Annotated in this window: 18 protein-coding genes and 4 pseudogenes; 5 read left to right on the top strand and 17 right to left on the bottom strand. The window is 58.8% G+C overall.

Features of this window, described 5'->3' with window-relative positions:
- Nucleotides 1-23: 23 nt before the first annotated feature.
- Both J0663_RS25850 and J0663_RS31655 read right to left on the bottom strand, forming a co-directional pair.
- Nucleotides 24-269, bottom strand: coding sequence for a hypothetical protein (locus J0663_RS25850; protein WP_207244843.1), 246 nt, complete (start codon nucleotides 267-269; stop codon nucleotides 24-26).
- 65 nt (nucleotides 270-334) lie between these two features.
- On the bottom strand, nucleotides 335-469 hold the full coding sequence (locus tag J0663_RS31655) for a hypothetical protein (RefSeq protein WP_259666089.1): 135 nt from the start codon (nucleotides 467-469) through the stop codon (nucleotides 335-337).
- A gap of 446 nt (nucleotides 470-915) precedes the next feature.
- On the opposite strand from J0663_RS31655, the gene J0663_RS25845 reads away from it, so the two are divergent.
- A complete protein-coding gene (locus J0663_RS25845; protein WP_207244842.1) occupies nucleotides 916-1,899 on the top strand; it encodes an oxidoreductase in 984 nt (327 codons plus the stop codon).
- A gap of 26 nt (nucleotides 1,900-1,925) precedes the next feature.
- Here the strand turns inward: J0663_RS25845 and J0663_RS31440 are convergent.
- Together J0663_RS31440 and J0663_RS25840 are read right to left on the bottom strand one after the other, a co-directional pair.
- A pseudogene (locus tag J0663_RS31440) lies at nucleotides 1,926-2,036 on the bottom strand (IS630 family transposase); the annotation flags it as partial.
- Nucleotides 2,037-2,279: 243 nt separating this feature from the next.
- Nucleotides 2,280-3,257, bottom strand: a complete 978-nt coding sequence (locus J0663_RS25840) for an AraC family transcriptional regulator (RefSeq protein ID WP_259666097.1) — start codon at nucleotides 3,255-3,257, stop codon at nucleotides 2,280-2,282.
- A gap of 347 nt (nucleotides 3,258-3,604) precedes the next feature.
- On the opposite strand from J0663_RS25840, the gene J0663_RS25835 reads away from it, so the two are divergent.
- Complete coding sequence (locus J0663_RS25835; RefSeq protein ID WP_207244841.1) at nucleotides 3,605-4,456, top strand: SDR family oxidoreductase; 852 nt, start codon at nucleotides 3,605-3,607, stop codon at nucleotides 4,454-4,456.
- A 166-nt stretch (nucleotides 4,457-4,622) separates the two neighbouring features.
- Here the strand turns inward: J0663_RS25835 and J0663_RS25830 are convergent.
- The 7 genes and pseudogenes from J0663_RS25830 to J0663_RS25800 all read right to left on the bottom strand — a co-directional run.
- Nucleotides 4,623-4,745: pseudogene (locus J0663_RS25830) on the bottom strand (IS66 family transposase); the annotation flags it as partial.
- Between the two features lie 145 nt (nucleotides 4,746-4,890).
- Entirely contained in the window at nucleotides 4,891-6,405 is a 1,515-nt protein-coding gene (locus J0663_RS25825; protein ID WP_207244840.1) for an ATP-binding protein, read from the bottom strand.
- Nucleotides 6,402-7,121 (bottom strand): response regulator, encoded by a 720-nt coding sequence (locus J0663_RS25820; RefSeq protein WP_207244839.1) that lies wholly within the window; start codon nucleotides 7,119-7,121, stop codon nucleotides 6,402-6,404. The genes J0663_RS25825 and J0663_RS25820 overlap by 4 nt, the downstream gene beginning before the upstream one ends.
- Nucleotides 7,122-7,498: 377 nt before the next feature.
- A pseudogene (locus J0663_RS25815) lies at nucleotides 7,499-7,816 on the bottom strand (XdhC family protein).
- A gap of 22 nt (nucleotides 7,817-7,838) precedes the next feature.
- Nucleotides 7,839-10,985 (bottom strand): efflux RND transporter permease subunit, encoded by a 3,147-nt coding sequence (locus J0663_RS25810; protein ID WP_207244838.1) that lies wholly within the window; start codon nucleotides 10,983-10,985, stop codon nucleotides 7,839-7,841.
- Between the two features lie 8 nt (nucleotides 10,986-10,993).
- Complete coding sequence (locus J0663_RS25805; RefSeq protein WP_246590461.1) at nucleotides 10,994-12,256, bottom strand: efflux RND transporter periplasmic adaptor subunit; 1,263 nt, start codon at nucleotides 12,254-12,256, stop codon at nucleotides 10,994-10,996.
- Between the two features lie 164 nt (nucleotides 12,257-12,420).
- Entirely contained in the window at nucleotides 12,421-12,627 is a 207-nt protein-coding gene (locus tag J0663_RS25800; protein ID WP_207244837.1) for a hypothetical protein, read from the bottom strand.
- Nucleotides 12,628-12,743: 116 nt separating this feature from the next.
- On the opposite strand from J0663_RS25800, the pseudogene J0663_RS25795 reads away from it, so the two are divergent.
- Nucleotides 12,744-12,878: pseudogene (locus tag J0663_RS25795) on the top strand (cupin domain-containing protein); the annotation flags it as partial.
- A gap of 131 nt (nucleotides 12,879-13,009) precedes the next feature.
- Here J0663_RS25795 and J0663_RS25790 read toward each other — a convergent pair.
- The 5 genes from J0663_RS25790 to J0663_RS25770 form a co-directional block, all read right to left on the bottom strand.
- Nucleotides 13,010-14,236 carry an HlyD family secretion protein gene (locus J0663_RS25790; RefSeq protein WP_207244836.1) on the bottom strand — a complete coding sequence of 409 codons (1,227 nt, stop codon included), beginning with the start codon at nucleotides 14,234-14,236 and terminating at the stop codon, nucleotides 13,010-13,012.
- 2 nt (nucleotides 14,237-14,238) lie between these two features.
- Complete coding sequence (locus J0663_RS25785) at nucleotides 14,239-14,715, bottom strand: hypothetical protein (protein ID WP_246590433.1); 477 nt, start codon at nucleotides 14,713-14,715, stop codon at nucleotides 14,239-14,241.
- 65 nt (nucleotides 14,716-14,780) lie between these two features.
- Nucleotides 14,781-16,934, bottom strand: a complete 2,154-nt coding sequence (locus J0663_RS25780; protein WP_207244835.1) for a mechanosensitive ion channel family protein — start codon at nucleotides 16,932-16,934, stop codon at nucleotides 14,781-14,783.
- Between the two features lie 34 nt (nucleotides 16,935-16,968).
- Nucleotides 16,969-18,171, bottom strand: coding sequence for an alpha/beta hydrolase (locus J0663_RS25775; RefSeq protein ID WP_207245506.1), 1,203 nt, complete (start codon nucleotides 18,169-18,171; stop codon nucleotides 16,969-16,971).
- Nucleotides 18,172-18,412: 241 nt separating this feature from the next.
- Complete coding sequence (locus J0663_RS25770) at nucleotides 18,413-20,203, bottom strand: hypothetical protein (RefSeq protein WP_207244834.1); 1,791 nt, start codon at nucleotides 20,201-20,203, stop codon at nucleotides 18,413-18,415.
- A gap of 260 nt (nucleotides 20,204-20,463) precedes the next feature.
- Between J0663_RS25770 and J0663_RS25765 the strand changes: the two genes are divergently transcribed.
- Complete coding sequence (locus J0663_RS25765) at nucleotides 20,464-20,931, top strand: hypothetical protein (protein ID WP_207244833.1); 468 nt, start codon at nucleotides 20,464-20,466, stop codon at nucleotides 20,929-20,931.
- 31 nt (nucleotides 20,932-20,962) lie between these two features.
- Complete coding sequence (locus tag J0663_RS25760; protein WP_207244832.1) at nucleotides 20,963-21,448, top strand: CYTH domain-containing protein; 486 nt, start codon at nucleotides 20,963-20,965, stop codon at nucleotides 21,446-21,448.
- Between the two features lie 5 nt (nucleotides 21,449-21,453).
- Here the strand turns inward: J0663_RS25760 and J0663_RS25755 are convergent, their stop codons facing one another.
- Nucleotides 21,454-22,392 carry a DUF2950 family protein gene (locus J0663_RS25755; RefSeq protein WP_207244831.1) on the bottom strand — a complete coding sequence of 313 codons (939 nt, stop codon included), beginning with the start codon at nucleotides 22,390-22,392 and terminating at the stop codon, nucleotides 21,454-21,456.
- Between the last annotated feature and the right edge of the window lies 1 nt (nucleotide 22,393).

Here is a 22,393-nt window from a genome sequence, read left to right as displayed (position 1 = left end):
ATGCGGATTGGCAAGCGGCACCCTCACGCCCGTGGCATGATAAAGCGCATTGGCAATTGCCGTTGATGCTCCCACATCGCGCCATTTCCAAGACCCTTGAGAGCTGTTTCCTTGGCCAAAGGATCCGGCTCGTCGATCATCCCGACGTCAATCTCGCCTATATCCGCGTTGACTGCGACGATGTGGTCCGCCAGGTCGCAGTTTGGGTAACCGCCGAAACGTCCGTCGATTTCGGTCTCCTCGCGCAGCCTGCCGCTGATCGCCCACACAAGGCTACCGTAAATCTGGCTACGCGCCGTGCTCTGACCTCTCCCATGAGAACCCACGAGGCAGTTCAGGCTGCGAGGGAGCTTATCGTCAATCCAACCCCAACAACCAAGACAAAGAGCAATACGTCGGCGAGCAGCCCCCTGACGTAACTGTAGGTTGAGTGGTGGAAGCGGCTGAAATAGTCCTCGCGATCGTCCATGGTCGCCTCCGGTTTCCGCGAGCTCTAGGCAAACCCGCTGAGACTGCGTTGTCGATTGAAAGCAGCCTACGCCGGCTCTGTCGCAGGAATGTCTCCGGCGAACCTGTTAATTGTAATGAAGTGTAACGAGATGTCGCGAGATGGGAGGACCCGACGGCAGATAGAATTCCAATGCGCGAGCGCTGACCGCACATGCATTGGAACAAGGCGGTAAAGACGAACTGTTTGCAATGTTGTTCCTCTCATTCCCGGCGGCAGATGTTCCCCGATCGTCTTGCACGTGCTCGTTTCACAACAGCCAGAACACCGACCTCGGCCAGGTGACGATTTACAGAAATAGGCACGTTTCCTCAGGAAACAGGCATTCTGCTTTGCGCCTTCCGCGTCTACCTTCTAGCTCGCAGTCAACCGAAGCCAAATCTTCAAGACTATAAAAAGGACCGAATTTGCCTAAACCTTGGAACGCCGGGGACATTCCCCCTCAACATGGCCGCACCTTTGTCGTGACCGGAACCGGTGGGCTTGGTTTCGAGAGCGCCCTTGCGCTCGCCAAGGCCGGAGGCGATGTGATCATTGCCGGAAGAGACCGGGCGAAGGGCAAGGATGCGGTCAACCGGATAAAAACTATTACGCAGAACGCAAGGGTGAGTTTTGAAGTCATCGATCTGGCAAATCTAACATCCGTCAAGGCGATGGCCAGCCGGCTTGAGGAGATCTGCCCAAGCATTGATGTCCTCATCAACAACGCAGGTGTGATGACGCCTCCGACACGCAGGACGACCGACGACGGTTTCGAATTGCAATTCGGTACAAATTACCTGGCGCATTTTGCTCTCACGGCTCACTTATTGCCGCTTTTGCAGCGCGCCCCTCGGCCGCGGGTCGTGACCCTTTCGAGCATAGCGGTTAAGAGCGCAGGCGTCGTCATAGATTTCGAAAATCTGCAAGCAGAGCGCAGCTATAAACCGATGCCGGCTTACGCTCAGTCTAAGCTGGCATGCTTGATGTTCGCTCTTGAACTTCAGCGACGGAGCGATGCGGCCGATTGGGGTATAAAGAGCATCGCCGTCCATCCGGGTGTTTCAAGGACCAACCTTCTGCACAACGCACCGGGTCGATACAGTATGCACGGGATTATGCGCTCCCTACTGTGGTTTCTCTTCCAACCAGCGGCGCAAGGTGCACTCCCGACGCTATTTGCAGCGACGTCTCCCGATGCGAATAACGGCAGCTACTATGGTCCCGGCAGGCTTTGGGAAACTCGCGGTTATCCGAAGGTCGCGCCGATTCCAATGCAAGCCCTTGATTTGCATATTGCAGATCAACTCTGGCGGATATCTGAGGAACTTACAGGGCTCCGATTTGGCGAGCATCAGGCTTTGCCGCAGACGTCTGGTTTCGACGACTTCGAAGCCAGTATGGAAGGCTGAACTGATGGATCCGCTTGCTAGTGGTCCAGGCATTGCCCGACCCAGGCGGTGAAAGCGGTGCCGTTAATCGGGCCCTCGAGCACGAAAGGCGCGACGATACGGTCGTGGCGCAGTCGGGCGAGGAAGGTCAGCGTCTTCGAAGGCCATGGCCGCCGCGCCACACGGCATGGGTTTGAGATGTGCACCTATCTTGGCCGGCGCCAAACCACGCCCAGATCGGTCAAGCTGACCGATCCGCTCTGCCGTCGCCGTGCTACCCAAAGCGCAAGGCGGCCGCCCGCACTGTCATGCCCTCGGCAAGTGCGTCGGCAATGCGCTTGCGTAAATCCACGGAAAGAGGTCGCGCCACCGAGCACAGCGCGATGAGACCTGCTACTCATTTAAGCAGTGCGCACTGTTCGACTTGCGTACTGACTGTAGAGTCGCTGCTGGTTGAGAACGTCCTGTTTCGGTGCAGTGCCGAAGGTTCGGGAATACTCGCGACTGAACTGAGATGGGCTTTCGTAGCCAACCTTGTATGCGGCTTCGGCGACACTGGCCGCTTCCGACACCATCAGACGCCGAGCTTCCAGAAGGCGCAGTTGTTTTTGGAATTGAAGAGGCGTCATCGAGGTCAGGGCTTTGAAGTGTTGGTGAAACGATGACAGGCTCATTCTCGCCTCGCTCGCAAGTTGTTCAACTCTAAGCCTTTGCGCAAAATTTGTGTGCAACATCGCGACGGCTTTCACGACTCGTTCGACGTTCGATTCAGGCAGCGCCAGTTTGCACAGCTCACCTCCATGTGGTCCGTTAAGCAACCAATAGCAGATCTCGCGCATCACCGAGGAAGCTAGGATTGGAATGGCTTTGGGCGTCGAAGACATCCGAACCAAGCGCAGGATGCAGTCTGACAACGGCTCGTCAACCTTGCCGACAAAGAAGCAGGGAACAGCGCTTACCGTGGGAGTTGGCGGAGTGTCGAGCTGCTCGAGGACTTCACGCATGGTGGCTACATCGAAATCGATGGTAACACCAATGTAAGGCGTTTCGGGGCTTGCCTCCACGATCCGCCCCTTCGCTGGGACTTCCACGCTGACGACGAGGCACTCCATTGCACCGTAGTCGAGCTTTTCTGATCCAACACGGATCTCCTTGCTTCCCTGCAGGACCACGCACAATGACGGGCGGTACAAGGCGCGCATCGGCATCATTGCTTGAAACGACCGGACAATGTTGAAGCCATCGATCGGCGTGGGGAACAGACCCTGCCCTCCACCCTGCTCGTCAATATAGGCAGTAACAGCCGACAGCAGAGGTGTTGGCACTCGCGGCTCCGGAAGTCTCCCCGGCCAGGAAAGTACCCGGTTTGGAACCGGCATGCTCTCGCCTTCCGCAGGAATAGGCAAATTTCTTGAAGATTCAGGCATTTTGGTCATTGGACACTCCGTTTAGCTTGAGGTTGCCAACCAAGCGAGGAGCGAGCCAAACATGACAGAAATCACCGCTCGGTCAATACATCTCGAGCTGGGCTCCTGATCCGCCAAGGCGACGATAAGGGCGCCCAGAAGGTCGCGCGCGCATCCACGCTTTGCGCGTGCTGCCGACCAAGGTAACCGAGCGCCGACCCCGGCCCAAACTTCCATGTCAGTTCGCAGCCATCCTCGTCCGCCAGCACAGATATGCGCTACCGGGACTTGGCGCATCACCCGATATTTGGAGATAGATTATGAACGACCTCAGCAACTCCCGCCGCACTTTCCTAGCTCTTGCTGCAACAGCTCCGGCAGCAGTTGCGTTCGCCACCGCAGCTACGGCACAAAGCAGCGATGCACAACCGCCCACCTCGTCTCGCGCGGGTAGAGCAGCGATCATCACTGGATCATCACGAGGGATCGGGGCAGCAACAGCCCGCCGGCTGGCTCGTGATGGCTTTGCGGTAACTGTAAACTACCTGACCAACCGGGAATTGGCCGAGGCTGTCGCCAACGAGATCAAGGCAAGCGGTGGACGCGCGATTGTCCGCCAAGGCGACGTGGCTGATCCCGCAGCCGTCGGGGCTCTGTTCGATGCCAGTGATGAAGCATTCGGTGGTGTTGACGTCGTGATCAGCAATGCCGGTATCATGAACGTCGGTTCGTTCGCCCAGATGACTGACGACGCCTTCAACAGAATGATCGCAACCAACCTTACCGGCAGTTTCAACGTGCTGCGTGAAGCGGCGCGGCGTGTTCGCGACGGCGGAAGAATTGTAACCCTAAGCTCGAGCATTACTTTGTCAAATCCAGCGTTCACCGGAGCCTACGCCGCGACTAAAGCGGCGCAAACGATTTATGCTAGTGTTCTGTCTAAGGAACTCGGTGGCCGAAACATTTCGGTAAATGCCATTTCACCCGGTGCTGTTGACACGCAGCTTCTGCGCCAACATGGCGAAGAGGCGTTGCGAGGAATTCCGGAGCGGACGCCGCTGCGCCGGCTCGGTCAACCGGAAGACATCGCCGGTGTTATCGCAAGCCTCTGCGCGGGCGACGGGGCATGGATCAACGGTCAAAACGTCTTCGCGAATGGCGGGCTGAGCTAAGCTCAGGTTACCGATGTTGCGAGGGTGGCCGATGCAATGCAGCTCGCCTCGCAAGTCGTGGTGCAACCATCCGAGCGATGGCTCGGCTCGTTGACGTGCCAGCCTCACGCAGACGCGTCCTGAGGGGACCGCGGCCCAGATCGGTCGCTCAACTCAGACCCGACGCAGGTCGTATGGTTCTTTCAACGCTGTTGTTGTCGATCTCGATGCAACCATCGGTCAAAAAGATGCAGAGGCCATCCCAGTATTTGGCGAAATAGGCCAGTTCTTCTCCTAGCGGCGGCTTGCCGCATGTCCAAAGCGTGCTGCTGGTGCAGGGCCCACTCGCGGCATCCTCGGCTACGCATTCGAACTCCGAAGCACGGACCCTGTCGCCTAGGAAGCCGTATCGGAGGACACGATGAATAGGGGGGATGCCGGCCACCAGGCAGTCATCAGGGAGACACTGGTTTTACCCGTCGTCCGCGCCGAGCCCGTTCCACCAATGCTCTCAAGTTCCAAGTTCTTTTGCTAAGAGGTCGCTCGGGGTCGCCGTTGTCGTGACGTGGCAGCGAAATAATGGTCCGCATCCCTATGTTTTTAGAGATGAAGACGATATCGCCGCCATGCTGTCGAGCGACTGCCCGCGCAATTGCAAGTCCGAGCCCGATCCCGCCGGTCTGCTTATTGCGAGAAGCCTCCAGCCGAAAGAATGGAGCGAAGACCTTTTCTCTCATCTCCTCCGGAATACCTGGTCCGCGGTCCTCGACGACGATATCGACAGTGGCTTTGGTCTGGAGAATGGTCACCTTTGCCTCGCCTCCGTACCGAACTGCGTTTTCTACGATGTTGCGCACGGCACGCCTTAGTCCATCAGGCCGGCACCGGTATGTTATCTTCGCGGCGCGAACGAATGTAACTGGGTTGCCTAGGTCCTCCTGATCATCACAAATGCTGCCTACCAGCGCCTCGAGCTGTATAGGTCGTGTCTCCTCTTCCGTGGACTCCCCTCGTGCAAAGGCTATCGCGGCCTCGGTCATGCTTTGAAGTTCTTCGATCGTGGCCTGCATTTTTTGCTGGATCTGCTCATCTTTTACGAACTCCGTCCTGAGCCGGAGAGAAGTGAGCGGTGTTCGCAGATCGTGGCCGATTGCGGCCAGCATCTTGGTTCTGTCATCGATGAACCGATGTAGACGCGCCTGCATCTGGTTGAACGCGGCTGCCGTGCGCCGGATTTCCTCCGGCCCTTTCTCTTCCAGAGGGGGTAGATTTTCGCCACGCCCAAGTGCCTCCGCAGCTATCGCCAGACTTTTTAGGGGGCGCGCGATGCGGCTCCCTATCAAAACGCCGATGACAGCGAGGACAAGTGCCGTCAGAACCAGCGATCTCAGGGATGTTGACGTCCACCAACTTCCCTTTTTCATGTAGAACGCTGAATTGAGATATCTCCCGTCGTCCAGTTTGACGACCATGCCATACCCGCGTGCACCGGCAAAATACGTGTATTTCACTGGCTGAGGCAGCGCCCACAATTCCTGGAATGGTGTTCTCCAATCCTCGCCATGATTGGAGGACGCAACCTTATTTGCGTTGGGGATTTGTGCGACCGCCTCACCCCCTTCGAAAACGCGAACGAGATCAACATAATTTTCGAGCGGTCGAGCAAATTGCTTGACGGCTTCCAGCCGCCACGCAGGCGCATCTGCTGCCTCACGGTCCGTGATCCAAAACCGGGAATCTCCTGTCTCACTGGCCGTCAGCACCTGTTGGCGAAGCGGCGGCGCTGCCTCATTGACAAGACGAGTGAGCGTGCGAGCGCGACTGAAGAATTCGCTTTTAGCGGCTGCATCCAGCGCCTTGGAATGCTCGTTCCAAGATATAACAAACGTTATCGCCTGCGCTACGAGCAGGGCGGTCAGCATAAGCCCAATGACCTGGGCAGCGAGGCTTCTCGTCCAGGTTCTTATCATTCCTGAGATACCTCTGCCGAAAGACTGTAACCGCCCCCCCAATGCGTCTTGATGATGGATGGGTTTTTCGGATTGTCCTCGATTTTTTTCCTCAAGCGACTGACCTGATTATCGATACTGCGGTCGAAGATGTCCGCAGTTCGTCCAACCGTCAGATCAAGGAGCTGTTCCCGGCTCAGCACCAGCCCTGGCCGCTCCATGAACACTTTCAAAAGCCGGAATTCGGCCGAGCTCAGAGGGATCCCAACACCGTCATCGCCCGAGATTTCCTGTCGCCCGAGATTGACCCGCCACGGGCCGACGCGGACGTTCTTTGGAGTCGCCGTGGCAAATTGTGAGGTACTGTTGCCAGATCTCCGCAATACTGCGCGAATGCGCGCCAGCAGTTCCCTCGGATTGAACGGCTTGATCAGATAATCATCCGCACCAAGCTCCAAACCTATGATCCGGTCTGTGTCATCCGCCATTGCGGTGAGAAAAATAATGGGGATGTTGGTCGTCGCGCGCAGGTGGCGGCAAACGGAAAGCCCATCTTCACCAGGCATCATCACGTCGAGAACGATTAGATCGACGGTCTGCTTTTCAAGGAGGCGCCGCAACGCCGCGCCGCCATCGACAGCGTTGACCTTATACCCGTGCTGTTCAAGATATTGTTGGACGAGATCTCGGATATCTCCATGATCATCAACAACCAAAATATGAGCGGAATTGTCCATGCGAGTAACCTCATTTCTTCCCAGAAGATACCTCAATGAGGCAGGTTTTCGCAGTCCAAAAAGTGTATCAAAGTTTCGCAGCTCGCCAAGGCACCTGAAGACATCACCCTTACGACAGCTGTCCTAAAGAGCCTGCCAAATCAGTGTTCTCTGCATTCGGGACAACTTGCAGCCGGAGCCAAGACAACTTGGCAGGAGCGGTGAGTCATGCACTTGTATCAACCAATTACATTTCCGGCACATTCTGCTGACAACGCCGAGCTACATCTTGGCAGTCGAGTTTATGATGAGCCGAGACCCACGGCCATGCGAAGCGTCGACAACACCGATGGCCGTTGAAGGCCATCGGTATCCGATCAAGTTACGGCAAAGCTCCATCAGTCGAGCCCATCAACATAGATGTGGATCCGCCCGCCGCAGGAAAGCCCGGCACGCCAGGCCGTCTCATCGGCAACGCCGAATTCCAGGCATCTTCGGTTCGCCGCTGTCGATGACATCGAGTGCCTCGGCGATAATGGCGCTCTCGAGGCAGCCGCCGGAAACGGAGGCTTCAAAATTGCCGTCGCTGTCGATCACGAGATGGCGGGCCGCGGCGCTGAACCCCATCTCTCAACAACAGTGGCAATTGTCACCTTACGGCCGCTCTTTCTCCATGCCTCCGCCGCCAACAGTGGATCGAGGGGGCGCGCGGCCAGTGACAGGGCAAAGATGTCGATTTCATTCCGCCGGTGCGTTCGCCTCCGAATGCGAATGAGCCGATCTTGACGTCCTGATGCCAGCCAGCGCTCGCGTTGCGACATAAAGCACGGGGATCAAGAATAGGCCGAAGATTGTCGCCGAAATCATCCCACCCATCACGCCGATACCAATTGAATTCTGACTGCCGGCTCCAGCGCCTGAAGCGGTTGCGAGCGGCAAGACCCCTAAGATGAAAGCGAAAGAAGTCATGAGAATGGGTCGCAGGCGTTGACGGGAAGCCTCAAGTGTCGCTTCGACAAGCCCCCTGCCCTTTGTTCCCTCTGCCGTTGCGAATTCGACGATCAGGATCGCGTTTTTTGCTGTCAGTCCGATCGTCGTGAGCAGTCCAACTTTGAAGTAGACATCGTTCAACTGGCCGAATTGCGTCGCGGCGAACAATGCTCCTAAGATACCCACTGGAACTGAAAGCATGACCGAGAACGGTATCGTCCAGCTTTCATAAAGCGCGGCAAGTGCCAGGAAGACCACGACTACGGAGATGATGTAAAGTTGAAGAGCTTGATTTCCAGCGAGCCGTTCTTCAGCCGACAGCCCGGTCCATTGATGCGAGAACCCATCTGGCAAATCATCGACCATGCCATCGACTTCCTGCATCGCTTGGCCTGAGCTCACTCCAGCCGAGGGAGAACCCTGCAGCTGAACTGCGGAGACGCCATTATACCGCTCCAGTCTCGGTGAACCGAAGCCCCAGTGCCCGGTCGAGAAGGATGACAGTGGAACCATTTCTCCGAGATCATTGCGGACATGCCAGCGCTCGAAGTCCTCAGGCTGCATGCGAAATTCCGCGTCTGACTGAACATACACGCGCTTTACGCGTCCCCGGTCTAGAAAATCGTTCACATATGTACCTCCCCAAGCCGTAGACAGCGTCGTGTCAATATCTGAGAGATTGAGGCCCAATGCGCTTGCGCGATCACGATCGATGACCACGGAAAATTGGGGAGTATCATCCAGTCCGTTCGGACGAGTACCCGTCAGTCTTTCGTTCCGGCTCGCAGCACCCAAGAGCTGGTTGCGAGCAGCCATCAGGGCTTCATGTCCAGCATTAGCAGTGTCGCGCAGGTAGAAATCGAATGCGCTGTTGTTGCCGAAACCCGGAATGGCAGGAGGCGCAAGTGCGACAACCCGGCCATCGGCAATCTTGGCAAATGCGGCCATGGCTCGTCGCGCAATCGCCGCCGCCGATGACTCCGGCGTCCGCCTTAGTTCGAAGTCTTTCAGTGCCACGAATACCGTCGCGACATTCTGCCCTTGGCCGCCAAAACTGAAGCCGACCGATCCGAAAATTCCCTCGACGTAATCCCGCTCGTTCGTCAGATAATGTTCGATCACCTGATCGAGCACCCGACGCGTTCGGTCAGCTGTTGCACCGGGCGGTAACTGAACCGCAGTGACGAGACGCCCTTGATCTTCCTCTGGCAGGAAGGCGGAGGGCAGTCTTGTCATCAAAACACCGACTGCAGCAGAGATCACGATGAGCATTACGACGCCCAGGGCGATGCGGCGAAGCAGGAGTGCAGTGGCGCGCTGGTAAAGGTTCGTAAACCCAATAAAACCTGCATTGAACCACCGAAACGGTGCCGCTTTGGTCGCTCCGTGTCTCCGTCTTTTTAGGAGCGACGCGCAAAGAGCTGGCGTGAGCACCAATGCAACAAGGACGGACAGGACCATGGCCGTGACAATGGTAACGGAAAACTGCCGGTAGATGATGCCAACGGACCCAGAGAAGAAGGCCATCGGGATGAAGACCGCGGCCAGAACGGTCGTTATCCCTATCAGGGCGCTGCTGATCTCGCCCATCGACCTGATTGTTGCCTCTCGTGGACCAAGATCCTCTTCGTCCATTACCCGCTCGACATTCTCGACGACGACAATGGCGTCATCCACCAGCAGGCCAATCGCCAACACCATCCCAAACATTGTGAGCGTGTTGATCGAATAGCCGAATAGTCCGAGGACAGCGAATGTTCCAAGCAGCACGACAGGAATTGCCAACGTGGGAATGATCGTCGCCCTGACATTTTGTAGGAAGACGTACATGACGACAAAGACGAGAATGATAGCTTCGATCAGGGTCACCACCACACCCTCGATCGACAATCGAACGAAAGGCGATGTGTCAAACGGGTAATGGACTTCGACGTTCGGCGGAAAATTGGGCCGTTGCCGCTCAATTTCGGCACGAATGCCTTCCGCCGTCTCCAGCGCATTGGCCCCGGACGTCAATCTGAAGCCAATCCCGGCAGCCGGCGTGCCGCTATACGTGCTCGAATTGGTGTAGCTTTCCGCTCCAAGCTCGACCGTTGCAACGTCGCTCAAGCGGATCACGGAACCGTCTGCAGCGCTGTTGAGGATGATGGCCTCGAACTGCTCGACAGTTTGCAGACGACTACCTGCCGTGACCGTTGCGTTAAGTTGCTGGCCTCGCCGTTGTGGCAACGCACCCAGTTGCCCGGCCGAGACCTGCGTGTTTTGCGCCCGAACGGCCTGCGTTACATCGCCAACCATCAAACCGTGTTGAGCCAGCTTATCGGGATCAACCCAGATCCGCATCGCGTACCGATCCGATCCGAGAAGCCGTGCCTCTCCAACGCCTGGCACCCGTCTTAACGTGTCCATGAGCGAGGTATCGATAAAATCGGCGATATCGTTGCCGCTCAACCGTCCATCAGGCGACGCAAGGGCGGCAATCAGGAAAAAGCTGGCCGTCGACTTCGAAACCGTCAACCCGCTGTCCAGAACCGCCTGCGGCAAACGCGCTTCAACGAGCTGAAGATTATTTTGAACCTGCATCTGAGCGACGTCTGGATCGGCTTCGCTGGTGAAGGTCAGCGTGATCGAGGCCTCGCCGGTCGCTGTGGAACTCGATGAGATATAGTCAACGCTGTCGATCCCGGTCATGCCTTGTTCGATAACCTTCGTCACCGAGTCCTCGACCGTCTTCGCATCCGCTCCGGGATAATTCGCGGTGATCCGGACAGCCGTAGGCGCGATTTGCGGATATTGAGAGATCGATAATGCCGGGATCGACAGAGCCCCGGCCATCATGATCGCTATGGCAAGCACAAAGGCGAAGATGGGGCGTTCGATGAAGAAGCGAGACATGATGGATCCTACCGAAGCGACGCAGGCAATGAGCCAGCAAAAGCCTGAGTGTCGCTTTTGGGCTCGCCGGGCGATGCTGACGCTTCCGCGACATTTCGCACGTCACCGGTTTCATCTTCGACGACGACTAGCTTTGTCCGGACCTGTTGCCCCACACCTGCTCTCTGGAACCCCTCGACAATGACGCGATCACCATCAGAAACGCCATCCGTTACGAGCCAACTGTTTCCGATCGTACGATCGACGGTAAGGACACGCTCTTCGACCTTCATGTCGTCGGTTACGAACTTTGCTGTAGCTTGTCCCCGCGGATTGCGCGAAACCGCGCGCTGCGGCACCAGGAAACTGCCCTGAACGAAACCCTCTTCAATGAGGGCGCGCACATACATGCCAGGCATCAAAATGCCGTTCGGATTCGGAAAAACAGCGCGCAGCGAGACCATTCCCGTCGATTGCGAGACTGCTGATCCAGAAAACTGCAACTTGCCAGGATGCGGGTATCTTGACCCGTCTTCCAATTTGAGCTCAACCGTAACAAACTCGCCATTAGTCATGATCTGGTTTGACGCCAGCGCCTTGTTCAAGGTCAAAAGGCTAGAGCTCGACCGCACCAGATCGACATTAACGATATCGTGCTGACGAATAACGGTCAGGGGCTGGGCTTGGTCCTGTGTGACAAGGGCGCCCTGCGTGACGTTGGAGGCATCCACGCGCCCTCCGATCGGCGCCACGATTGTTGTATAGCCGAGCTCGATGCGGGCGGCTTCCAAGGCTGCATTCGCCGCAGCCACGTCCGCCTCCGCCTGAAGCAATTGAGTGCGAGCCTCGTCGAGATCTTGTTGGCTCACGACATTACTGACGCGCAGTCGCTGGTATCGATCAAACCTGGCGCGAGAGCTCGGAATGGCGCTCTCAGCCCGCTGTAGTGCAGCTTGGGCATTCCGGTATGTGGCTTCGAAAGACGTTCGATCCAATTCATACAAGACGTCGCCGGCCTTGACGACGCTCCCTTCCTCGAAGACTCGGCGGCGAATGGTACCAGTCACCCGCGGCCGGACCTCGGAGACCAGCTGCGCGCTTGTTCTTCCCGGTAATTCACGCGTGAGCGTCACGTCCCGTCTTTGCAGTCTCTGAACGCTTACTTCCGGATCCTGGCCTTTGGCAGATTGCTGGGCCGTGACATCGGGGCTCAAGCCAGCCAGGACAAAGACTCCGCAGCCGAGGAGTGAGAGCGAAGCCATGCGGCAACGTCGGATCATTGAGAACACCATGAGCAAGAGGCTGTTTCCGGCGAACCCTCCGCGAGCGCGCCCCTGAAGGGAAGGCAATTTAACGAAGACTTGTCTCGCGGCTATGCCGCAGTTCCCGCAAAATGTATCAATGTGTAATGTGCGCCATCGCGATGGGACCCGACACTCGGGGGTGCAAGAGCACGCTAGAGTTGGCGTTTTGATCCGGACTCGGTGTGCTCTTGTAAATGACGAAGAAGTTGCTCCGAAGTGCCCGAGCGCTCTTGCGCGAGCTGCAACAGCTGCTGCGCCGCCCTCAGGGCGACGTCATCATTCAAGTTGAGGTTATTGTCGTCACAAAAGATCGTTAGTGCCCGTTTGGCTTCACGGAGCTGCCAAAGTCCAAGCGACATTTCCATTACTCCAAGCTGTTTCCACTGACGCCATATTGCCAGTGCGATGTCGCCTGCGTGTGCCGGAAATGTAACAAGTGGTACCGGCGGGGAATGTACATCGGCAGATAAAACCTGAAGCGGGCGACTACGGTCGCGGCAGCTACATCGTCAATGCGCCCGGCACCGAACATTCGGCCTGCAGCGAGACCGGCTCTGTCGTGCTCATCCAGTGGGACCGGCCAATGAAAACAATACTTGAAGAGAAATAATGTGAAGTCCGTGCTGCAGGGGCGCGGACTTCAGGTGGTGAAAATTTGTTCGTTGTCTTCCTCATATCAGAGTCACTTTTCCCGACGCTGAAACGGCCATCAATGCCCCGACGATCACCGCTCATTTGAGTTCAATGTCCGGCGAATACCAGGGTCTGAACGGGCAGCAACATCGCTTGTATGCGCAGGATCATCGCATGCACGACACCGACCGTGTCGACGACATGCAGGAACATCCAGCGCGGCGTGCTGATATTCGGATCAGCGAGCGCGTCGTGGTTGTTGGTATAGGCATTGGCAATGCAGCTGCTGCCCGGCGGCACATCAGCGAGGCCGCCGTCGAAGAGCGGCTGCAGGAACACCGTCAGAGTGCCAGGTTTTGCCATCTGTTGGACGTCGACCAACTGGTCGGTGGGGCGCAGCTGACCGGCCGCGATCACATCCTGCACATCGGTCACCACGAGCGGGATGATGGTGAACGGCTTGCCGACACAGACTGCCTCCGCGACCATTCCGGGTTTCATCACCTGCGCTTCGATCTGCCCGAAACCGGCAATCAGCGTGCCGCGGCCCGCTTCGCTCGGCACCAGGATGCCGGCAGGGCGCAGCATGGTGTTCAGCACATCGCCGGGGCGCAACGTGAACTGCTGGACGGTGCCCGATATTCCCGCTCTGACGATCGTCTTGTCGAGTTCCACCTGCGCTTCGGCCCTGGCGGCTTCCGCGCTTGCCTTCTGTGCGGGCAGGAGAACGCTGAGCTTGGTTTCCAGCGTCTGTTTCTTGGCGAGCGCAGCGCTCAGGGAGCCTTTACGGCCTTCGACCGTATTGGTGAGGCGGACCACCTCCCGGCGGGCGACGGCATCGTTTTTCAGGAGTTGCGTCTTCATCTCCAACTCGTCCTCAGCCACTCTGAGGGCGCCTTCGGCCTCCTGAATCTGGCCGTCCATGCTCGCAAGCTCGGTCTGCGCGACCTTCGCTTCGGCTTCGACTTCGGCGATTTGCCGACTGGCGGTTTCAAATGCCGCTTTCTGCTGTGAATCGTCGAGGCTGAAGAGCGGCGCGCCGGCGGCGACCTTTTCGTTGACGCCGACAAAGACTTCATCGACCCGGCCGGAGGCCTCCGGCAGGATCGTGACTGTGCGGAACACCGCGGTGACGGCTTTTGTCGAGGGATGGAAATAGAAGATCATGGTGATCAACGAAACGGTCAGGATCAGGCAGGCCGAGATCCCCCAACGCAGTTCGTACCACATGCTGTAAAGGGTGATCTCCTGGCCGATGCGCTTGCCCTGGACATAGCGCCGGTAGAGATAGTCCGGGAAGATCGTCAGCATTGAGCAGAGCAACAATTCGAGCATGATCAGATCCCTTCTTCGTGTAGTGCCTTCGCGGGCGCCCGGGCGGGGGGCGCCTCCGCCACCGGTTCTGGCACAGGCGCGCGGGCCGGTTCCGCGTGGTCGGCTGCGACCGGCGCCTCTTCCGTCAGTTCGACCGGCTCGCGACCGGCAAGCCTGGCGAGCGACCGCGCGATTGAATAAAGGGGCGTCGTAAAATCGGGAAACCGAATGAAGGCCAAGAGCAGACCCAGGATCCAGTAGAGATGATTGTGGGTGAAGAGCGAGATCAACGCCAGAACCGCGACGATCTCCATCTGCACCTTGTTCGTGTGATGGGCGATGCGTTCGGGTACGGCGTGAAGCTGGAAGTAGAGATTTCCGACTACCAGAATCATCACGATCAGAAAGACGATGACGCCGACGAACAAATAGTCCGTCTGACCCGGCCCGGTGATGAAGCCGGGCACGTGATCGGTGAGAGCGGAGTGATAGTCTTCCATCGGAATCTCCTTTCCTGAACGCCCTAGTGTCCGGGCCTGCCTGCCGGCAGGCCGCATGGATCATGTCAGCCGGCGCTGGCCGCCAGGGCCTGTTTCTGTGCCATCAGAGCTTGCTGGGCGGCCGCTGCCGTATCGGTAACCTTGTCGCCGGCGACCTGTACGGTGGGCACGGCAATGCGGATGCCGTTTTCATGGAAGGCCTGATAGATCATCCGTAGCGCCCGGCGTTTCAGCGTGAACTGTTCGCCGGGGAGCGTCATGACCTTCATGCGCAGCAGCAATCCGGAGTCTCCCAGGCTGTCGATGCCCTGCATTTTCAGCGGCTCGATCGTGATCGGTTTGAATTCGGGGTCGGCGAAGAGTTCCTGGCCGATCTTCTTGATGATCTTGCGGGCTTTTTCGACATCGGCATCATAGGCCACCGTGACCGTCATCTTCTCGATCACCCAATCGCGGCTCATGTTTTGGATCGCGCCGAGTTCGCTGAAGGGCACGATGTAGACGGCGCCGCGGTGATGCCTGAGCTTCACTGATCGAAGGCTGAAAGATTCGACGCTTCCCTTATAGTTGCCGCTCTGAATGTATTCGCCGACGCGGAAGGCATCGTCGAGCAAGTAAAATACACCGCTGATGATATCCTTGACGACGGTCTGGGCGCCGAAGCCGATCGCAACGCCAACGACGCCGGCGCCGGCGATCAGCGGACCGATCTCGACGCCGAGCGAAGACAGCGCCATCATCACCGCAATTGCGGCAAAGAGGATCATCAGCACGTTGCGCAGGATCGGCAGCAACGTCCGGATCCGCGCCCGGCGGCGCGCCCTGTCGCTGCCAGCCTCTTGGGGCGTATCGGTCTCGCTAAGCTTGCGATCGATGACGACACGCACGAGGCTCCAGGCGAGATCGATGACGAGAAGGATGATGCCGGCGCTGAGCATCCCCCTGACGATGCGCAGCATCGGGGTGTCGTGCGTGGTCATTCGGGTCAACTCGACATCGAGAGCCTCGGCAAGCAGAAGAATGGCCCCGACGATGACGGCTGCCCGTACACCGCGCTCTACCAGTACGGAGGCGATGGTTGCCTGCTCGGCCTTTTCCTCACCGCCAGGAGAGGACAGAATGTTGGCGATGGAGACGCGGGTGAGCGCTAGGATGGCCGGCAAGGCGGCGCATACCGCGACGATCCAGAAGAGCCTCATCGCACCGACAACCCAGAGGATCCAGAGAACGACGAAATAGGCGGTCCACAGCCAATTGCGGATCGTCGGGCCGATGCGGGGCGTCTGCCGCTCGGCGGGCTCGTCCACCGGCCGGCGCCAGAGGCTTTCGATTGCGATCGCCAGGAGCACGACACCGAGCGTATAGGCGACCAGCAGCCGCGAGGCGGGGGAAAGGCCGAGGGTGGCTAGCAGCCGCACCGTCACCCAGCCGAAGGCGAACCAGCCGCAGAGATAAGCGAGACGGCGCGCCCAATGGATCGCGGCCGGATCGCTGACGGGAACCACGCGAAATCCTGGCTGCGCCGTGGCGGCGGGGGGCGCAAGCCAAGTGCGCAGGAGCGCGGACGCGAGGCGGAAGGCGACGTAGGCGAAGAGGTACCCCACGACGATTTCGCGCACGAGCGGCGGCCAGTCGAAGACGAGGAAGAAGCCGATGCTGCCGAGCGCGAAAGCGAGCACATGGCATGTTTCCCAGAGAAGCTTGGCGCCGAGAAGGACAAGCCGCTCCCGGACGGTCGAAAAGGGCGCCTGCTCCATCCAGGCGCGCCAGTCGCCGCTGATCCGCCGGAAAAACCACTGGGCGGCGAAACCTGCCGCCATGAAGGCAATCAAGAGGACGACCGGCCGGGTGCCGCCGTTCGCCTGGATATCACGCTCGAGCACTGCCGCAGCCGCCACCACCTGCGAAGGAAATGAGCTTGCAGCGTTCATCAGATCGGCAGAATGCCGGCGGAAGCGCGTGGCGAATTCGGCGAAAGAGGGATCGGTGGGCTTTGCCTCGCCAGATTCGGCAGCGGCTTTCGCCGCCGCCTGATGCTTCAGCCAGTCCTGCACCGCCGGATCGGTGGACAAGGCTATGAACTGTTCGATCCGTTCGGCCGGCAGTCCGGCCGGCGGGGTCTGCGACATCGCGGGCATGGTCATCAGCGTGGCGGCGACAGATGCCATCACCGCCAGGAGCAGCGCCCGAAGAACGTTCCTTGATGACACTATCCGCATGATCCCTCCCAATCCCGCGTGTCGGGCACAAGCCCTATGGCCGGCATTCCGTCCTGAACGCATTGCCACAGGGCGGCTTAGGACGGCCGCTAGGTGAGCTTGCGTCAGCGACATAGGCGTCGCGGGTATCCTGATCTACGACGGCAGCAGGCGCCGCCAGCACCAGGCCCGCAGCACTGCCCGCCGCAGCTGCCGTTTCCGTCGTCGCCACAAGGATTCTCTCTCCAAGGCCGACGCGGCTATCGGTCAGCGTCTGCCCTTCCGAGATGCGGGCGCCGATCAGCTGGACGATCTCGGGCGAGGCCGCGAACTTGGCGTGGTGGAGCCGGTCGCTGGTCTTCACCTTCGTCAGGTCAATGACGTTGATGTCGTATTCCTCGAGCTCCTGCTTGTAAGGCGCCTGCTCTGGATCGATCGAGCCGAGACGGGCGACATCGCCCCATACCCTTCGGGAGACGGCGAGCGCCCGATCGTCGCGGGATACGAAGAGCGTGAATTGGGGATGCTGCTTTCCCATGTCGGCGATCTGCTGACGGAACACGTCTACATCGACGTCGGGAGCCGCGAGCATGACGTTCTTGAATTTCGCTGGCAGGCGGCCATTGCGGATCGCCATCTGCCGCAAGCCTTCCATGGCAAGCCAATTGCCCATCGAATGGGCGAGGATCGAGACTTCCTTGATCTCCGGATCATGGTAGAGATACTGGAACAGCCTCTCCAGCGCGTTGCGGGTGTAATTCGTGCTCTCCCGATCATAGCCGTAGGCGAGCAGCCGGCCGCGCGAGGGCCATGTCACCAGCACCGGCGCGCTGTGCACGCCGGAATCATGAACGATTTGGGCAAAACGGTAGACAGAGTCCTCGAAGCGGGTGTTGTACCCGTGGATGAAGACGAAGACGCTCCTGTCGGGGCTCTTGCGCACGCTGGCACTGAGCCAGGCCTTCGCCCCATCGACATCGATTTCGATTGCCTTGAGCGTCGCAAAATCGGTTTTAGGATTGGACGGCAACTTCTTCGGCCAGGCGACTTCACCGGTCTTGCGTCCAGGCGGAATCGATACGGTAATATCGGCGAAGGTCGGCTCACGGGCGCGCTCGCCACTGAACATCTCCCCGGGAACAGGCGAGCGGCTGCGCGTCGTGGCGACCAGCATTTCGACGCGATCGGCGCGGGGAGAGGTTTCGGCGACCGGGGTTAGCACGCCCTTCGGATGCCCGCTGCAGCCCGACAGGCACATCACCGTAACGCAGACCAGAAGCCGTTGTAGCGTCTGCCGAAAAGCGGCCTGCCTGCCGCGCATGTTGCTGATGTTCACACTGCTCCCCACCCTGACGCACGCTGCCGGGACCTGACTAGGTCCTGCAGGAAGAGATTGGGCCAAAGACGAAGCCGCAGGCATGTATCATCCTGTATGTTACAGGTAACAGCACTCTCCGTTTTCGGCCGATGACGAGGACAGGCGGCCGGCGACCCCGCCCTTAATTGTTCGGGGCGTCGTCTTGAACAGGCAGGCCAGCTGCCTCCAATCCGGCAAAAAATCGCTCCTGGTCCTCGAACCTCGCCAGTCTTCGGACGACTTCCCGCCGGACATTCAGGATCAAGGCGGGCGACCGGGCCGTGATCCAGTCCATTTGCTCCTTTGCCTCAGCCGATTTCCCGAGGGTGCCGAGGATCGAAAGCAGCACGAGGCGATGCATCGGATTGTAGTTGAGGTCCGACATGCGCGACCACAATTCCGCAGCCTGGATATCGCCCCGCATGAAGGCGCAGAGCGCCATTCCGACCTCGTAATATCCCTGCGGCCCCGCATTCTTGCCGACCGCTTCCGATATCAGCTCGCAGCCCCTGTCCCATTTTCCCGACATCGCCAGGCGCAGGCCATATTCGCCCGCCACCTCGGTATCATTCGGATTGCTCGCGTACGCAGCTTCGCCAGCGCGCAGGGCCTCGGTGGAGTCATTGCCGAAAAAGTTGGCGAGCATCAACGCCTGGAGAGCTCGTGCATTCTTCGGATCGAGCTGCACGGCGCGTTCGGCAAGCTGCTTGGCAGTCACCAGCGTGGCAGCGGTCGGTTTGGTGTTCAGCTGATATGGAAAGCGGAATTCGTCGAGATAGGTGAGCGAAAGAAAGGCCGCGATATTGGAATCATCGGGCCTCTTTTCGGCGGCATGCTTCAGGCAGGATTTTGCCGCTTCCTGCGCCTGCGGGGTCATTTCGCTCCGGTAGCTGTAGTAGGACAGAGTGCAGGAAAACGCGTCCGCGCTTCCGGCGATGCTGGCGGTGTCCGTCTGAAATATCGCGCCGAAGGGGCGCGCGACCGCCGTCGCAATATCCTCGGCGAGACTTGCCTGCGTTTGCAGCAAGCCCTGGACTTTCATGTCGGCATCGTAATTGTTCGCCCAGATGACGGTCCCATCCGCGCGCCGCACAAGTCTGGCCGTCGAGCGCAGTGTTTCGCCTTCGAGCCTGATACTCCCCTGCAAGGCATAGATTGGTTGCGACGACAGCTGGCCATCCATGTTGTGCGGCAAAGCGGCGGCGACGACGATGTCGTTGAAGGCAACCAGCTTTTCGATGATATCGTCAGTGATGCCCTGGGAGATGTCGGATGCAACTCCGCTGCCGGAAGCACTTTCGAAGCGTTCGACGACGATGGTTGGGCGACCGACGGCTCCGGACGGAATCTCGTTCCCGGTGTTGAACGACTTCAGGTGCTGAAGCATGGCGACAGCGGCGGCGAGCACGACCACTGCGCCTCCTGCAGAAAGCCAGTATCGGTGCCACGATAGGCGCCGGTTCGGCTTGTCTCGGCCGACTGCATCCGCTGCCTGGGCCCAATCGTCTCCGGGGGGTAGCAGCGGAGCGGTCTGTCCTGTTTTCGGCATATCTGCAAGCTGGGCCCATTGCCTCACCTCGAAGACCGGCGCGTAGCCGCCTCTAGGAATTGTGATGATGACCCGGTCCGCGACGCCCGCGGTCAGGTAATAATGTTCCAGTTCCCTGCGCAGTCGGCCCGCTTCGATACGGACACACGGATCCTGCTGAGCGTCGAAACTCGCATCTCGGCCGAAAACGGCCTGTGCGATGGTAAATGCCTTCAGATAGTCGCGCCGGCCGGCAAGCGTCTCGGTCACGACGAATTCGAGAAACCTCCCCGCCCGCTCCGGAAGACGGAACTCCGGACTGGACAGAATACGCTCAAGTTGCTGCTGCACCTCCTCGGGTGAAGAAATGTCGCTGCCAGCCCTGTCAACGTCTGCATTTGGCATCGGCTCCCCCAGACTCCGATTGCGAACAACCTGCAGCATACAACCGTCCACGATAGACCTGAGTCGGCATGACGGCAATGCGATTCAGAAGAATAAGCTAATCAAGGGCCGTCTTATTCAGCGCTCACCAGGGGCCAATACAGGCCGGTATTGCCCGGACCAGCGTAGGATACCGTATCCTACCGGGGCGGACATGTATTTTACTGCCTTCGTCTCTTCGTGCGCTCTATCATCGCCTCAACATTCTGGAGGAGGCGGCGATGACATCACCTGAAACGTCCACATCCCAATCCATGACCAGCGCCGAGGACCTGCGCAAACGCGCTTTGGAACTTCAGCTCCTGGAAATGGAGCGCAGCGAAAAGATCAAGGCGCGTGAAGCGAAGAAACATGCTGATTTCGTCGAGGATTTCTTCCGCAAGCAGATCGGAGAAGCGGAACGTGCTGTCATCAAGCGGCTGGTGATGAAAGCGGCCGCGGACGGCAAATACGAGGCGCTGATCTACAGCTTTCCATCGACCTTCTGCACGGATAGCGGCAGGGCCATCAACAACAATCTGGCCGGGTGGCAGAAAACGCTGCAGGGAAAGGCGAAGGAACTGTATGGACTGTTCGAGGAGGTCGCCAAGCCGCAAGGCTACGGGCTTAAGGCGATGATCATCAATTTCCCCGACGGCATGCCGGGAGACGTCGGCTTCTTCCTCACCTGGGAACCCCCTGTCGAATGACGGCAGCAGGCATGAGCTAAGGAACGTCATATTGAAAGCGATAGAGATCGAGCGAAAGTTCCTGGTTCGCGACGACAGTTGGCGCGCTTGCGCTGACCAGCCATGCGTCCTGCAGCAGGCCTATCTTGGCAGCGACCAGAACTCCATCCGCGTCCGCCTGATCGACGGGCGTTCCGCGCGCCTGACGATTAAATTCCGCTCGCCGGGCCTGGCCCGCGAGGAATTTGAGTACGAGATTCCGGTCGAGGAAGCACGCGACCTTTTGCTTCACGCAGGTCAAGTCATTGAAAAGACGCGCTACCGCGTCCTGCATGACGGCAGGAGCTGGGAGGTGGACGTGTTCGCCGGTGCTTACCAGGGATTAACGCTCGCCGAAATCGAGATGGCGAGCGAGGATGACCGGTTCAACCTGCCGCAATGGCTGGGGCGCGAGGTCACGGGCGAGATGCGGTACTCGAACCGCGGCATGGCAGCTGCCCCGCGCACACAGCCGGCGGCGCAGGGCACCGCCGGCTGAGTGCCTCAATCTTTTACCACGGTCCAGTTTGCGTCCGGATTGAAATCCTTGATCGCTGCAGCACGCTCTTCCGTTGCTGCTCCCAGATCGCGTTGATAGATGACGCTCATCCCGTTGACCATGAAGGTCTGCACGCCGGTCACCCTGTATTTGACCGGCCAGGCGATCAGCGCAAAGCCGCCGGTCAGATAGCCGTTGATGAGGTAGCTTTGCTTGCCGCCAAGGACATTGTCTCCCTGGGAGGTCAGGATACGGTAGCGATAGCCGAAATAACCCTCGCCGCGTTTGGCGGCTCCGAAAGCGGCCGTTTCGACCAGCGCGCTTGCCGGGCTTTCCTCGGGGTAGACGCTGGGATCCCAGTAAAGGCCATCAAGCTTGCCGGGGCTGCTGATCAATTTCTTTGCGAACTCATAGATGCCGTCGCCGTCGCGATCCTCGGATGCGAACTGGTACTGGGCCGCCACATATTCACGCATGGTGTCGATGGTGGCGAGCTCGTTCTCGCCGATACGGCGATTGATGATTTCTTCAAGGCCACGCTGAGTGTCGAAGGACCATTTGCCATCCTTGTCTTCGGCCAGCGGAAACGGCAACGGCCAAAGCCGATCGCCGATCGCAGCGACTTTCATATCGCCGAGATCCCTTAGAACCACCTGGCGCTCTGCGCCCTCCCGGATCAATCCGTACGCGATCATCGCCTCGTTGCTGGAACGAAGCTTGTCGGCATTGAGCCCAAGCAGCGCGGCAAGATCGTCGACATTGTTGGAAGCCAGCACCGACTTCAGTTTGTCGATCGCAAGCTGCGCATTGTCGAACTTCGGCGGGGACGTCGCCGCCTTGTAGGCGGAGAGATCCGCCTGCGCAAGTGAGAACGTCGGCGTTGCCGAAAACGTGCAAAGCGCTGCTGCGAACATGAGCGAAATTACAGTCGATTGGCGTCGCATG

It is taken from the genome of Rhizobium lentis (assembly GCF_017352135.1).
In the GTDB taxonomy this organism is placed as follows: Bacteria; Pseudomonadota; Alphaproteobacteria; order Rhizobiales; family Rhizobiaceae; genus Rhizobium; species Rhizobium lentis.
The sequence above is the reverse complement of the archived record's forward strand: the minus strand, read 5'-3'. Positions and strand labels throughout refer to the sequence as shown.